This window comes from Mycobacterium sp. 360MFTsu5.1 (genome assembly GCF_000383495.1).
GTDB classification, from domain to species: domain Bacteria; phylum Actinomycetota; class Actinomycetes; order Mycobacteriales; family Mycobacteriaceae; genus Mycobacterium; species Mycobacterium mucogenicum_B.
On the sequence record NZ_KB911465.1, the window covers coordinates 409,503 to 422,499 of the forward strand.

12 protein-coding genes and 1 tRNA gene are annotated in these 12,997 nt (G+C 67.7%); 7 read left to right on the top strand and 6 right to left on the bottom strand.

Going from position 1 to position 12,997, the window contains the following annotated elements; all coding sequences use genetic code 11:
• Positions 1-165: 165 nt before the first annotated feature.
• The 3 genes from H289_RS0111745 to lfrA all read left to right on the top strand — a co-directional run bounded on the left by H289_RS0111745 (position 166) and on the right by lfrA (position 2,774).
• A tRNA-Pro gene (locus H289_RS0111745) sits at positions 166-239 on the top strand.
• A gap of 395 nt (positions 240-634) precedes the next feature.
• Positions 635-1,210 (top strand): TetR/AcrR family transcriptional regulator, encoded by a 576-nt coding sequence (locus tag H289_RS0111750; RefSeq protein ID WP_020100992.1) that lies wholly within the window; start codon positions 635-637, stop codon positions 1,208-1,210.
• A 43-nt stretch (positions 1,211-1,253) separates the two neighbouring features.
• Complete coding sequence (gene lfrA / locus H289_RS0111755; RefSeq protein WP_020100993.1) at positions 1,254-2,774, top strand: efflux MFS transporter LfrA; 1,521 nt, start codon at positions 1,254-1,256, stop codon at positions 2,772-2,774.
• A gap of 59 nt (positions 2,775-2,833) precedes the next feature.
• Here the strand turns inward: lfrA and H289_RS0111760 are convergent, their stop codons facing one another.
• From H289_RS0111760 to H289_RS0111775, 4 genes are all read right to left on the bottom strand, one after another.
• On the bottom strand, positions 2,834-4,117 hold the full coding sequence (locus tag H289_RS0111760) for a hypothetical protein (protein WP_155944107.1): 1,284 nt from the start codon (positions 4,115-4,117) through the stop codon (positions 2,834-2,836).
• Between the two features lie 501 nt (positions 4,118-4,618).
• Positions 4,619-5,197 carry a TetR family transcriptional regulator gene (locus tag H289_RS0111765; RefSeq protein ID WP_081633392.1) on the bottom strand — a complete coding sequence of 193 codons (579 nt, stop codon included), beginning with the start codon at positions 5,195-5,197 and terminating at the stop codon, positions 4,619-4,621.
• A gap of 65 nt (positions 5,198-5,262) precedes the next feature.
• Positions 5,263-6,348: a saccharopine dehydrogenase family protein gene (locus tag H289_RS0111770; protein ID WP_020100996.1), complete on the bottom strand. Its 1,086-nt coding sequence runs from the start codon at positions 6,346-6,348 to the stop codon at positions 5,263-5,265.
• A gap of 23 nt (positions 6,349-6,371) precedes the next feature.
• Positions 6,372-7,523, bottom strand: a complete 1,152-nt coding sequence (locus H289_RS0111775) for a cation:proton antiporter (RefSeq protein ID WP_020100997.1) — start codon at positions 7,521-7,523, stop codon at positions 6,372-6,374.
• A gap of 193 nt (positions 7,524-7,716) precedes the next feature.
• On the opposite strand from H289_RS0111775, the gene H289_RS0111780 reads away from it, so the two are divergent.
• Genes H289_RS0111780 through H289_RS0111795 form a run of 4 tightly spaced genes read left to right on the top strand, consistent with a single transcriptional unit; the run spans position 7,717 to position 10,854 of the window.
• Positions 7,717-8,505 (top strand): PadR family transcriptional regulator, encoded by a 789-nt coding sequence (locus tag H289_RS0111780; protein WP_020100998.1) that lies wholly within the window; start codon positions 7,717-7,719, stop codon positions 8,503-8,505.
• Positions 8,506-8,520: 15 nt separating this feature from the next.
• On the top strand, positions 8,521-9,390 hold the full coding sequence (locus H289_RS0111785) for an oxidoreductase (protein ID WP_020100999.1): 870 nt from the start codon (positions 8,521-8,523) through the stop codon (positions 9,388-9,390).
• A complete protein-coding gene (locus tag H289_RS0111790; RefSeq protein WP_020101000.1) occupies positions 9,387-10,124 on the top strand; it encodes a class I SAM-dependent methyltransferase in 738 nt (245 codons plus the stop codon). The genes H289_RS0111785 and H289_RS0111790 overlap by 4 nt, the downstream gene beginning before the upstream one ends.
• Positions 10,125-10,158: 34 nt before the next feature.
• Positions 10,159-10,854 carry a class I SAM-dependent methyltransferase gene (locus H289_RS0111795; RefSeq protein WP_020101001.1) on the top strand — a complete coding sequence of 232 codons (696 nt, stop codon included), beginning with the start codon at positions 10,159-10,161 and terminating at the stop codon, positions 10,852-10,854.
• 3 nt (positions 10,855-10,857) lie between these two features.
• Here the strand turns inward: H289_RS0111795 and egtE are convergent, their stop codons facing one another.
• Positions 10,858-11,991, bottom strand: a complete 1,134-nt coding sequence (gene egtE, locus H289_RS0111800; RefSeq protein ID WP_020101002.1) for an ergothioneine biosynthesis PLP-dependent enzyme EgtE — start codon at positions 11,989-11,991, stop codon at positions 10,858-10,860.
• On the bottom strand, positions 11,988-12,983 hold the full coding sequence (gene egtD / locus H289_RS0111805; protein ID WP_020101003.1) for an L-histidine N(alpha)-methyltransferase: 996 nt from the start codon (positions 12,981-12,983) through the stop codon (positions 11,988-11,990). The genes egtE and egtD overlap by 4 nt, the downstream gene beginning before the upstream one ends.
• Positions 12,984-12,997: the final 14 nt, after the last annotated feature.

A 12,997-nucleotide genomic window follows, 5' to 3' on the forward strand; every position in this document is an offset into this window, starting at 1 on the left:
TTGCCGTTCATCAGAGTTACCCGTTTTAACGCACGTTGCGCAAAAATCCATCCCGTGAATGGACGTGATCTTCGCCGCTAACCCCGCCCACCAGCGGCTATCTCTCCCGGCTAGGGCCGTTTGGCTTCTGAGGGCACCCGTGCGATAGGCTGTCGAAGCTTCACGCGGGGTGTGGCGCAGCTTGGTAGCGCGCTTCGTTCGGGACGAAGAGGTCGTGGGTTCGAATCCCGCCACCCCGACAAGTGAGCAAGGCCCTGACCAGGGAAATCTGGTCGGGGCCTTCTTCTTTTCCGGGCTCGCCGTTCGGTTGCGGGCACCTGCCCAGCGACGAGGTCGGTCCGTGCCATCACCGGCGAATCCCGCCGGAAAAGTACGTGAGTGCAATCGTGACTACGAACTGCCCGTGGTTACCGCGCTCAGGGACCCCTGCCGCCCGAAATAAGTACCTGGGTTCAATCAGCGGAGCCGCATGCGCCTGATGGTTGACGCTACGCACTCCTCCGGCCCACTCCGACCGAGTGACCCATGCGCAGCTCGTCACCACCGACGTCCCCGCCGCGACGTGATCACTCTCACGAGCCTCATATTGGGACATCAATGTCCCATTTTCGGCTAATCGTGCTACTTTTGACACATGGCTGAATTGAAATCGTTCGACTCTGGCGTGCGGTCGCGCACCCGGAAGGCGATTCTCGATGCCGCCACCGCCGTCCTGGCGACCAATCCCGCGGCGTCGCTGAGCGACATCGCCACCGCCGCGAACGTCGGCCGCAGCACCCTGCACCGGTACTTCCCCGAGCGGTCCGAGCTGATCCGCGCCGTCGCGCTGTACGTGCACGAGATGTGCAACGCCGCCATCGACAAGGCCGAGCCGGCCTGTGGTCCCCCACTCGCCGCGCTGCGCCGGGTGGTCGAATCCCAGCTGGACCTCGGACCCATCGTGCCCTTCGTCTACAACGAGCCGACCATCGTGGCTGATCCGGAGTTGTCCGCGATCCTCGATACCGGCGACGAGGCGATAGCCGAAGTGCTGGCGCGGGTTTCGGCACGACCGCAGACCAGCCCACCGGAGTGGCCGCGCCTGGTTTTCTGGGCCCTGCTCGACGCCGGATATGAGGCACTGCGCCGGAACATCGCGCCGCGGGTCGAGATCGTCGACGCCATCATGGCCAGCCTGACGGCCGGCACCATCACCCCGGATCAGTCCTGATCCCCACGAATCTGCTTTCATCTCAACAAGTTAGGTAGTTCTCATGTCCACCAGTCTCGTCACCAACGAGGTGACGAACCGGACCCCGCAACGCCATTGGTGGGCGCTGGCAGTGCTGATGCTGCCCGTGTTGCTCGTCTCCATCGACAACACGGTGCTGGCCTTCGCGCTGCCCCGCATCGCCGAAGACTTCCGCCCGTCGGCCGCCACCCAGTTGTGGCTCGTCGACATCTATTCACTGGTGCTGGCAACACTTTTGGTGACCATGGGCAGCCTCGGTGACCGGTTCGGCCGGCGCCGGCTGTTGCTCATCGGCGCCGTCGGGTTCGCCGTCATCTCGGCTGCCGCGGCATTCGCGCCCAGCGCCGGGTACCTGGTCGCCGCGCGCGCCGCACTCGCCGTGTTCGGCGCCATGCTGATGCCGTCGACGCTGTCACTGATCCGCAACATCTTCACCGAGGCCACGTCGCGCCGGCTCGCGATCGCCATCTGGGCGTCGTGCTTCGCGGCCGGCTCGGCCCTGGGCCCGATCGTCGGTGGCCTGCTGCTGCAGCACTTCCACTGGGGCGCGGTCTTCATGATCGCCGTGCCGATCCTGCTGCCGCTGCTGGTGCTGGCACCCAAGCTGGTGCCGGAATCGCGGGACCCGAACCCGGGCCCGATCGACGCGCTGAGCGTGCTGCTGTCACTGGTGGCCATGCTGCCGATCGTGTGGGCGATCAAGACCTCCGCACATGACGGCGTCTCGGCGGTGACGCTGGCGGCCGTCGCCCTGGGCGTCGCTGCGGGCGTCTGGTTCGTGCGTCGGCAGAACAGCAGTGCCACACCGATTCTCGACATGCGGCTGTTCCGAAACGGCCCGTTCACGGCGTCGATCCTGGCCAACTTCCTGTCGATGGTGGGCCTCATCGGGTTCCTGTTCTTCGTCTCGCAGCACCTGCAGCTGGTACTCGGACTGGCCCCGCTGACCGCCGCGCTGGTCATGTTGCCGGGAGCGGCGGCCTCGACCATCGCGGGCATCGCCGTCGTGCGGCTGACCAAGCGGTTCGCGCCGCAGACGCTGATGGTCACCGGTCTGCTCCTGGTGGCCGCCGGCTTCCTGCTCATCGTGCTGTTCCGTCACGACCTGACGATGGTCGGCGTCATCGCGTCGTTCACCGTGCTGGAGCTGGGTGTCGGTGTGTCGCAGACGATCTCGAACGACACCATCGTGGCGTCGGTGCCGCCGGAGAAGGCCGGCGCGGCGTCCGCGGTGTCGGAGACCGCCTATGAGCTGGGCGCGGTGATCGGCACCGCCGGGCTGGGCACCATGTTCACCGCGTTCTACCGCGCGAACGTCGAACTGCCCGGCGCCCTGTCACCCGCGCAGTCGGCCGACGCCGGCGAGAGCATCGGCGGCGCTATCTCGGTGGCCCGGACCCTGCCCGCCGAGCTCGGCAACCACCTGATGGAGTCGGCACGCGTCGCCTTCGATTCGGGGATCGGCGCCACTGCGGCAACCGCCGCGACGCTGGTTCTGATCGCCGCGGCGATCGTGGGCGCCGCCTTCCGCGCCCGGCAGTAAACCCTGAATGCACTGTGGCCCCATCGCCTTTCGGCGGTGGGGCCACAGTCGCGTAGGAGTTACTTGCTGCCGGATTCGCCCTTGGCCGCCTTCGGCGCCTTCGGAGCCTTGGTGGCGCCCTTGATGGCGCCTGCGATCGACTTCGCGACCTTGGACACGGGGTTCTGCGCCTTCTTGGTCTTGGGCGCGGTGTCCTTGGGCGTGGTCACGGTGTCGGCATCCTTGTTCGCACCCTTGGTGTCCGTCGCCTTGGTGTCGGCGGCCTTGGTCGCGTCCGTGGCGTCGGTGCCCTTCGCGTCGGCGCCCTTGGCATCGGCATCCTTGGCGTCCGCCGCCTTGGAGTCAGCGGCCTTGGTGTCAGCAGCCTTGGCGTCGGCGTCCTTGCTGGACGTGTCCTTCGCCGCGTCGGTCGGCGGTGCTGCCTCGGTCGAGGTCGCCGCGGTCGCCGTCGCTGCCTTCTTCGTCGTCGCCGTGTCGGTCGAACCGGCGGCAGAGGACTCCGTGGCCGTCTTCGTGGTCTCGGCCGCCGGCGCCGCTGCCAGAGCGGCAGTTGTCGTTGCGGCGACGGGGACGGTGACGCCGCCCGGTGCGTTCGGGTTCACGTTCAGCGCCGTGATGATCCGGTTGACGATGTACGGAACAGTGCCGGTCTCAAAATCGGTGACATTCTTCTGAATGTTTTGCACCAGGCTCACCACGTTGTTGAGCACGCCGTTGTAGATGGTGCCCGGATTCAGAGTGAGCACCGACTGCAGGATTCCCGTCACGCTCTTGACCACCTGCTGCACCACCGGCGTGGTTCCGAGGCACGAGCCGCAGCCGATTCCGACGGTCGAGATCGCCAGGCCGGCGACCAGAGCGGTCACCGAATCCAGCACCGCGGGCACCATGGCCTCCGCCACGGCCAACGGTTGCTGCAGGATGTTCTGCACCGGCCCGTTGATGCCGGTGATCAACTGCAGCCCGCCCGGGAGCAGACCACCCACCAGCGAGTCGATGGCGCCGTTGACGTTGAGCGTGCCGAGGTTCCCCAACACGTTGACGAGGGTGCCCGGCAACGCGCCACCGAGGGTGAACGTCGCGCCGGTGATGTTGCCGATCAACTGCATGCCCTGCTGCACGCCGTAGTTGGCGTCGAGCACCACCTGGCGCACCAGCGGGTTCACGCTGGTCTCCACCATGTAGCTGGTTTGCCCGACGGTCTCGGCCAGCGCGTTGTAGATGTTGCCCAGTGCCACGATCGGGTTGACCAATGCCGTCAGCTGCACATCGGAAACCTGCACGTGCGGAACGGCCGGCAGATGCGTTGGAGTCTGCGGCACCACCGGCGCCACAGCAATCACGCTCGCTCCTGCGAGGGCAATGCCCGCAGTGACATACGGCTTCATTGTGAGCTGCATTTGAGTCCTCCCAGTTATCGCGACACCCGTGTGGCGCAGAAATTTACCCCTAGTAGATAGGCATTTTTAACGAACCTACACATTTCCCAGCTAACCAAAATCGACCCGTCAGGAAATTGTCAACCTCGTTAGATTGCTACTCCAGCGGGCAAGTTAGCTGCGCTACCAATTCAGCAAATTGGTTGAGGAGAACCGCCCAAATCGCAGCCACTCACGTCACAGCGAGTTCACAGTATGGCGAGACCCACGTCACACCCGGCGGCAGCCGGGTCGAACAACATGCCACAAACCCGAGACGTCGAAGAATTGCAGTTTCAGCAAATTACGCTACGCATAACTTGCGCGCGCGTCAGTCATAGCCGCGGACGGCCTTCACGGGACGAACCCCAGCAAACCTGCGTCCACATACTGAGACGGTGCGTCGGTACTCGCTTGCGCGTACCGCTAACTCGCCCGTTCGGGTGGCCGCCGCCCGCCGCGTGTGACGGCGCCCGGCATGAGCAGGCCGGTGGCGGCGGTGATCAACGCGTCGTCAGTGACCGGGTCGGCATGGCCGGCAATGCCTGAGCGGAACAGTGCGGCACCTTCGATCAGCATGGTGACGATGCGGGCATTCGCGCGAGCGGTCTCCGGGGAGATTTCCGGACTCCGCGCGGAAATGAGCGCAGCAACATGGTCCTGATACGTGGCGTAGAAACCGCGAACCGCTTCGGCTATCGACACGTCGCGCGCCGCCAACGCCCATATCTCGGTATAGATCCGCACGAGTCGTTGGTTGCTGTGCTCGGCGAGCAGGGTTCGAACCAGCTCGGATACCGGCTGATCGAGCGACGACAACACCGGCGTGAGACGTTCCAGACTGCGTTCGAGAGTGCGATTCAACACGGCTGTGACCAGCTCACCGCGACTGGCGAAGTAGTACTGCAGATGCCCAAGCCGAACCTGCGCGGCGGCGGCGACCGCGCGCATGGTCAGTTCGCCCTGCCCTGATTCGACGAGCACCGCTTCGGCGACGTCGAGCAACTCAGCTCTGCGCTGCGCGCCCTTCGCGGTCCGGGCGGTGGGGCTGGTCTCGGTCGGCGGCTCGCTCACGCAGCGTGACCGGTTTGCTCGGCCTCGTCGATCTGCACCGCGACACCGCACGTCGCCAACATGGCCGGAACGGCGGCAGGCGTCGGTGTCTGCTCCGGGAAGCCGACGCCCGGGCGCACGGGGGCGCCGTCCAGCCCCAGGATCCGGTTTACTCCGAGAAGCGCGCCGACGGCGGTGAGGTGAGCCTGGCCGGCCGGATCCGTCACGACCGCGCTCCTGGTGAGCCCGCCGCGCGCCACGTCGACCCGGACCTGCGCGACGCCGCCCTCTCCCGGCGCGTACAGCAGTGACCGGCGCACGTCGGCGAAGCGTTCGCCGCGGCCCCACCGGAACAACCCCAGGCGCTTGACCGCGAGCAGCGCCGCGGTGGATGCGCCGGAGCTGAAGCCGATGCGCGTGGTGGCGGTGGTGGCACCGAGCGACAGCGGCAGCGTGAACTGCTCTGGCGTGTCGATGCGAGCCACCCGGGTGAGGTTGTCTCCGATATGGATTCGGCGGGTATCGCTGAGCGGCGCCACCGTCCGGCGGAACCCGTTCTCGATCACCTCGAAGTCCAGGCCGAGGCGATCCATGAACTCCACCGAATCGGCGCCGGCCCGGTCGCGCACATCCCAGCGGATCGCCACCTCGACACGGTCAGCGCCGCCGAGCTGATCGGCCAGGTGGGCCGCGACCAGACTGGTGACGCCACCCATCCAGGCCGACGACAGCAGCACTGGCGCGGTCGGGTGCAGCATCGAGGCGACGGTAGCCGCACGCTGCAACCGGTTGGTCCAGCGCGTGACGTCCACGAACGGGACGCCGCCCGCGATCGCCGCGCGCAGGACCCGGTCATCCGGATCGTTGACCAATCCGACCACCGCACGCACCCTGGTCCGGAACGCGGCGGGGTCCGCAAGGTCCCAGGCCCGCAGTTCCGCACCAGTTTCCGCGGCCAGCGCTCGACCGCGTGCCACGGTACGACCGGTGAGCAGTAGCGGCAGCGAAGGCGCCGCCATGCGCGCCACTTCGGCGCCTACTACCCCGTATCCACCCACGAGAAGGACTGGGCCCTGCGCATCGAAATTCAGCTCATCGGTCATTTTTTCAAAATAGGTCGTTTGACCTATTTTGGCAAGAGGCCTGCCTGCCGGCGGCGGGCGATCCCGCCGGCCACCGACGTCGCCACGACGGTCAGCAGCGCGCCGAGAATCAGCGCCGACGGCTCGCCGGGACTCAGCAGCTGCTGCTGGGTCCCCAACGTGGCGGCGGCCACCGGAACACCCAGCTGCGTGGCCGCCAGCACCGCGAGCGACAGCGGCTGCCCGAACAGCCGGCCACTGAGATGCGCCAGCACCGCCCCCACACCCAGCGCCACACCCAACCCGATCAGGTCCGGGTGCGCACCGAGTTCTCGCACCTGCAGCGATGCGCCGAGCCAGACGAAGAACAACGGTGCGAAGAACCCCTCGGTGATGCCGAACAACTGGCGCGCCAGCCGGCGCGGCTCGCCGATCGCCGACAGGCACAGGCCCAGCGCAAAACCCGCGAGCATGATCGACACGTGCGTCGACTTCGCCAGCGCAGCCAGGCCGAACAGCACGATCAGGCTGATCCTCAGCTCGAGCGCCAGGTGCCGGCTGTGCGAGTACTTGTGCATCCGCTTGAGCCACCCGCGTTTGGCTTCGTACCGCAGGAAGAAGTACAGGAGGACCGCGCACGCGGCGATCGCGAGGACGCCCACCGCCGCGCGCGGGGCACCGGCCGGATTGATGACCAACGGCAACAACACGATCGACGCGGCGTCGGCTATCGCGATCTGCGCGGTGACCGACAGCACCGGCGGTCCCGTCAACCCCAGGGACTGGATGACCGGCAGCGCCAGCGCCGCCGAGGACGACGCCATGAGGACCGCGTACAGCGGGGCGTGGCCCGTGCCGAACAGGTGGGCGATGACCGTGCCCAACGCCGCGGCGAACGCGCCCACCACGACCGCCCGCAACAGTGCTCGGGGGAGGTCACCCCGTAATGACTTGTCGCGCACCGGTACATGGGTCCCGACGATGAACATCACCAGCGCGAACCCGATGTCCGCGAGCAGCACGAACGTCGGGTTGTCCGCGTCGACGATGCCGAAACCGGTGCGGCCCACGACGATTCCGGCCGCAAGTTCGCCGACGATCAAGGGCACCCGCAGCTTCGGCACGGCCGCCAGCAGGGGCCCCACGAGGCCGATGACGGCCACCAGCGCCAGGGCATGGAATCCGAAGTCGCCCATCGTCAGCCGGCTGCCACCTGGGCCGGCTCGTCCAGCCACGTCATCGCCATCGCCACACCCTAAACGCGGCGGCTCCGGGGCGGGCGTGACGCAGCCAACTCCCAGCGGACTGTTGCAACCCGATAGTTTCCGATATATCGTTAATGCATCGGAGGCGCACAGAGCGCCTCCCGCCGAAAGAGAGAACACATCTATGGAAACCCCATTCACCCCACCCGGCCGCCCGTTCGACGGCGGCCCCTTCAATCGTCCCTCCCCCGGCGGTGGCTTCGGCTTCACGCCCGGCGACCGTTCGCCGTTCGTCGGTCCCGCCGACCGGCGCGCACGGCATGACGAACGCCGCGCAGCCCGTCGGGAGATGCGCGAACAGTTCCGCGACCACGTGCGGGATCACCGCGGCGAGGGCGGCTTCGGATTCGGACCGGGCTTCGGTCCAGGTTTCGGTTTCGGACCTGGCTTCGGCCCCGGCTTCGGTGCCGGCCCCTTCGGACCGGGCGGCCCCCGCGGACGCCGTCACGGTGGCCGCGGACGTGCCAGTGGTCGCAGCCGGCGCGGCGATGTCCGGGCCGCGATCCTCAAGCTGCTCAGCGAGCGGCCGATGCACGGCTACGAGATGACGCAGGAGATCGCCGCGCGCAGCGACGGTCTGTGGAAGCCCAGCCCGGGCTCGATCTACCCGACCCTGCAACTGCTGGAGGACGAGGGCCTCATCAAGCCCGCCGAAAGTCATGGCAGCAAAAAGACTTTCGAGCTGACGGAGGACGGCCGCACCGCCGCCGACGCGATCGAGACCGCCCCCTGGGAAGAGATCGCCGAAGGTGCCGACCCGGCCGCCTTGAACCTGCGCAACGCGCTCGGTCAATTGTTCGGCGCCGTCGCGCAGTCGGTGCACTCCGCGAATACCGAACAGCAGCAACGCATCCTGGACATCGTGAACAACGCCCGCCGCGAGATCTACCAGATTCTCGGCGAGTCCGACTAGCGTTAGCCTGGCTGCATGACGACGTACGCGCTCGGTCAGCACCAGGTCCACCGGATCGGATTCGGAGCCATGCAGCTGCCCGGGCCCGGCGTTTTCGGCCCACCACGTGACCACGACCAGGCGCTCGCCGTGTTGCGACGCGCGGTGGAACTCGGCGTCAACCACATCGACACCGCGCAGTTCTACGGCCCCGACGTGGCCAACCAGCTGATCCGCGAGGCCCTGCATCCCTATCCGCAGGGCCTCGCGCTGGTCAGCAAGGTCGGCGCCCGCCGGGACGACGCCGGCGGCTGGCTCCCTGCACAGCAGCCCGACGAACTGCGGTCCGCGATCGAGCAGAACCTGGAAACCCTCGGCACCGACCGGCTCGCGGCGGTGAACCTGCGGGTCATGGGACCCGATGGCGATCCCAGCGCGCCGGGCGAGGTCGACCGGGACCTGTTCGACCGTCAGCTCACCACCATGATCGCCGCGCGCGACGAGGGGCTGATCGGCGGCATCGGCCTCAGCAGCATCTCCCTCGGACACCTCGAGATCGCGCTGCAGCGCACCGACATCGTCTGTGTCCAGAACGCCTACAACCTCCTCGATCGGTCCTCTCAGCCGGTACTGGACGCCTGCACCGCGCGCGACATCGCGTTCGTCCCCTTCTTCCCGCTGGGATCGGCGTTCAATCCGGAGAACCCGGTGCTCGGGCACCCCGAAATCCGCAAGACGGCAAGCGAACTCGACCGGACACCGGCGCAGGTCGCGTTGGCCTGGACCCTGGCCGCGGCGCCCAACATGCTGCTGATCCCGGGCACGTCCTCCGTCACGCATCTCGAGGAGAACCTCGCGGTGGCCGACATCGAGGTGCCCGCCACGTTGACCGAGGCACTCGGATGAGCGCCGACATCGACCGCATGCCGCGCGGCGGTCCGCGCGCGTCATGCCTCGATCGCGCGCTCGAGACGGACCAGCCCGAATACCTCGACCGTGACGACGTCGACCCCGCGATCAAACGCAGTGTCGTGCGCGCGCTGGAGCTCACCGGCAACTGGTTCGGCCTCCACGAGCGCTTCGCCTACATCGTCATGGACGAAGTCGCCGACGTCCCCGATCCCCGCATCCTCGAACTGGGGGCCGGGCACGGGGGTCTGTCGAAGAAGGTGCTGGAGATGCACCCCACGGCAACGCTCACGGTCACCGATCTCGAGCCGGACTCGGTTGCGGCCATCACCGCGGGTGACCTGGGTTCCGATCCGCGCGCGACGGTGCGCGGCATGGACGCGACAGCCATCGACGCGGCCGACAGTGCTTATGCCCTGGCCGTTTTCGCGTTGTCGTTCCACCATCTGCCGCCGTCCGCCGCCGTCCAGGTGCTGGCCGAGGGCACCCGGGTGGCGGACAAGTTGCTCATCATCGACCTGCCCCGGCCACCGTCGCCCCTGCATCTCCTGCGGCTGGCCACCATGCTGCCGCTGGCCCCGTTCGTGCCATTCGTGCACGACGGCGTCATCAGCTCACTGCGGGCCTACAGTCCGGCTGCGCTGCGGGCGCTGGCCGACGCCGCCGGCGTCGACATTGAGTTGCGCGGCGGCGTGTGCACACCGCAGATCGCGGTCGCCACCCGACGTTAGATCTGCGGCCAATTCCGCGGCGTACTTTGGACCCATGACGGAATCCAACGAAGTGATGGACTGGGATAGCGCCTACCGGGAAGAGGGCGGATTCGATGGACCGCCGCCGTGGAACATCGGTGAACCCCAGCCGGAGTTGGCCGCGCTGATCGCGGCGGGCAAGGTCACCGGTGACGTGCTCGACGCGGGCTGTGGCCACGCGGAGCTGGCCCTCGCGCTGGCCGCGGCGGGACACAACGTGGTCGGTATCGAGCTCTCCCCCACCGCGGTCGCCGCCGCGAAACAGGCTGCCGCCGAACGGAACCTGACCAACGCGACATTCGTCCAGGACGACATCACGTCGTTCACCGGATTCGACGGCCGCTTCGACACCATCTTGGATTCCACGCTGTTCCACTCGCTTCCCGTGGAAGCCCGCGACGCCTACCAGCAGGCCGTGTTCCGCGCCGCCGCGCCGGGCGCCAAGTACTACATCCTGGTGTTCGCCAAGGGCGCGTTCCCCGCCGAGGCCGACCAGAAGCCCAACGAGGTCACCGAGGACGAACTGCGCGAGGCCGTCGGCAAGTACTGGGCCATCGACGAAATCCGCCCGGCCTTCATCCATGCCAACATGCCCGCGCGGCTGCCCAGCGGCCCCGACCAGCCCACCTTCGAGATGCCGCCCCACGCCCTCGACGAGAAGGGCCGCATGAAGATGCCGGCATTCCTGCTCACGGCGCACAAGGCCTGACGGTCAGGTCGACGCGGCGGTCAGCGCCCCGGCGAAGGACTCCAGTTCGTCTTCGGTGATGTCGACATGCGGCGAGACCCGCAGCACCGGAATCTTCATCTCGAACGGCGCCCGCTCGACGCCGGCCACGGTCGTGACGACGTGGTGTTCGGTAATCAGCTTGGTGCGCACGGAGTTCGGGTCGGCGCCACGCGTCGGCTCGAGCGTGGTGATGGCCGTCGGCTCATCGACATCCTCGACCACGCGCCATCCGGACAATCCGGCCAGCGCGGTGCGTGTCAGGCGTCCCACCTCGGCCAGCCGCGCCCGCACCAGTTCCGGACCGGCCACCAGATGTTCTTCGAGGGCCTTCGAAAAGGCTACGCGGGCAGCCACATTGGCCTCACCGAGGTCAAGCCGTTTCAGCACCGGCAGCGGTGTCCCCCATTCCGGCAAGGGAATGCGCGGCCGAAGCCGGTGCGACACAGACGAACTGATCGCCAGCACCCCGACGCCGCGCGGCCCGGCCAGCCATTTCCGCGACGACGCGTAGATGACGTCGGGAGCCACCGCGCAGTCCAGATGACCCAGCGCCTGTGCCGCGTCCACCGCCACCGGCACACCGATCGCATGACACGCCGCCACGAACTCCGACAATGGCTGGGCCACCCCGCGGTGGCTGCCGAGCGCCGTCAGATGGGCCAGCGCCGGCGGGTCACCCTGCATCAGCGCGACCGCCACTTCGACGTCGAGACGCCCCTGGCCGTCGACGGGCAGCTCGCGGACGGTGAATCCGTTGGCTTCCATCACCACCAGGTTGGGGCCGTATTCGCCCGGCAGACAGGCGACGGTCTTCTCGCCGTCCCAACTGCTGAGCAGGAGGTTGAGCGCATTGTTGGAACCCGTGGTGAACACCACGTCGCCGGCGGACATCCCGGTCAGCGTGGCCACCGCCGCCCGGCCGCCCTCCAACACGGGTTCTGCGGATTCGGCGGCGACATAACCGCCGACCTGCGCTTCCAGCCGGGCATGCTGGGCCGCCGCGTCGATGACGGCGAAGCTCTGCCGCGAGCAGGCGGCGTTGTCGAGATGCAGGCCCGCCGGTGTGGGCCGGGCAGCGCGCCACAGACGCGCGACGGCGGAGTCGGCCCCGGTCACGTCCGCAGGTCCGGCTTGACCGCCAGCGACAGCCCGAAGTCCCCGGCGGGGTCGGTCCACCAGTCGGTCTGCTGCAGCCCGGCGGCCGCCAACTCGGCGGCGACGCCCTCGGGGCGGAACTTGCACGACACCTCGGTCAACATCTCCTCACCCGCCTCGAACTCCACCGACAGATCCAGCTCACGTATCTGAATCCGTTGCGCGGCAACGGACCTCAGCCACATCTCGATACGCTCGTTTTCGGTGTTCCATCGTGCCACATGTTCGAAGCGGTCGAGATCGAAATCGGCATCCAGCTCCCGGTTCACCACCGCGAGGACGTTGCGGTTGAACTGCGCGGTGACCCCGGCGCTGTCGTCGTAGGCGGCCACCAGTCTGGCGATGTCCTTCACCAGGTCGGTGCCGAGCAGCAGCGTGTCGCCCGGCCGCATCGCCGCGGCCAGGCTGGCCAGGAACTCCGCGCGAGGGCCGGCCGTCAGGTTGCCGATCGTCGACCCGAGGAACACGATCAGCCGCCGGCCCACGACCGGCAACTCGCCCAGGTGCTGCTCGAAATCACCTCGCACGCCGCTGATCTCGACGCCGTCGTACTCGTCGGACAACTGGGTGAGCGCGGCGCTGAGCACGTTCTCGTCGACATCGAACGCCACGAACCGGCGCAGCGCCGCGGCGTCCCGGAACGCGTCGAGCAGGATGCGCGTCTTCTCCGACGTGCCACTGCCGAGCTCGACGAGGGTGTCCGCGCCGGAGGCCGCCACGATCGCGCCGGCCGCCTCGTGCAGGATGTGCGCCTCGGTGCGCGTCGGGTAGTACTCGGGCAGGCGGGTGATCTGATCGAACAGGTCACTGCCGACGGCATCGTAGAACCACTTGGGCGGCAACGATTTCGGCGACTGCGACAAGCCATCCCGGACATCACGCCGCAGCGCACGCGGCGCCCAGTCGGCGGCGAGATGGTTGGTCAGCAGCGGTGCCGTCTTGCTCGGTGTCATCGTGGTCCTCTTCT

Bases quoted from the DNA above. Each gene is read 5' to 3' on its own strand.
- H289_RS0111750 (WP_020100992.1), top strand. From the start codon at position 635: ATGGCTGAATTGAAATCGTTCGACTCTGGCGTGCGGTCGCGCACCCGG.
- lfrA (WP_020100993.1), top strand. From the start codon at position 1,254: ATGTCCACCAGTCTCGTCACCAACGAGGTGACGAACCGGACCCCGCAA.
- H289_RS0111770 (WP_020100996.1), bottom strand. From the start codon at position 6,348: ATGACCGATGAGCTGAATTTCGATGCGCAGGGCCCAGTCCTTCTCGTG.
- H289_RS0111775 (WP_020100997.1), bottom strand. From the start codon at position 7,523: ATGGGCGACTTCGGATTCCATGCCCTGGCGCTGGTGGCCGTCATCGGC.
- H289_RS0111780 (WP_020100998.1), top strand. From the start codon at position 7,717: ATGGAAACCCCATTCACCCCACCCGGCCGCCCGTTCGACGGCGGCCCC.
- H289_RS0111785 (WP_020100999.1), top strand. From the start codon at position 8,521: ATGACGACGTACGCGCTCGGTCAGCACCAGGTCCACCGGATCGGATTC.
- H289_RS0111790 (WP_020101000.1), top strand. From the start codon at position 9,387: ATGAGCGCCGACATCGACCGCATGCCGCGCGGCGGTCCGCGCGCGTCA.
- H289_RS0111795 (WP_020101001.1), top strand. From the start codon at position 10,159: ATGACGGAATCCAACGAAGTGATGGACTGGGATAGCGCCTACCGGGAA.
- egtD (WP_020101003.1), bottom strand. From the start codon at position 12,983: ATGACACCGAGCAAGACGGCACCGCTGCTGACCAACCATCTCGCCGCC.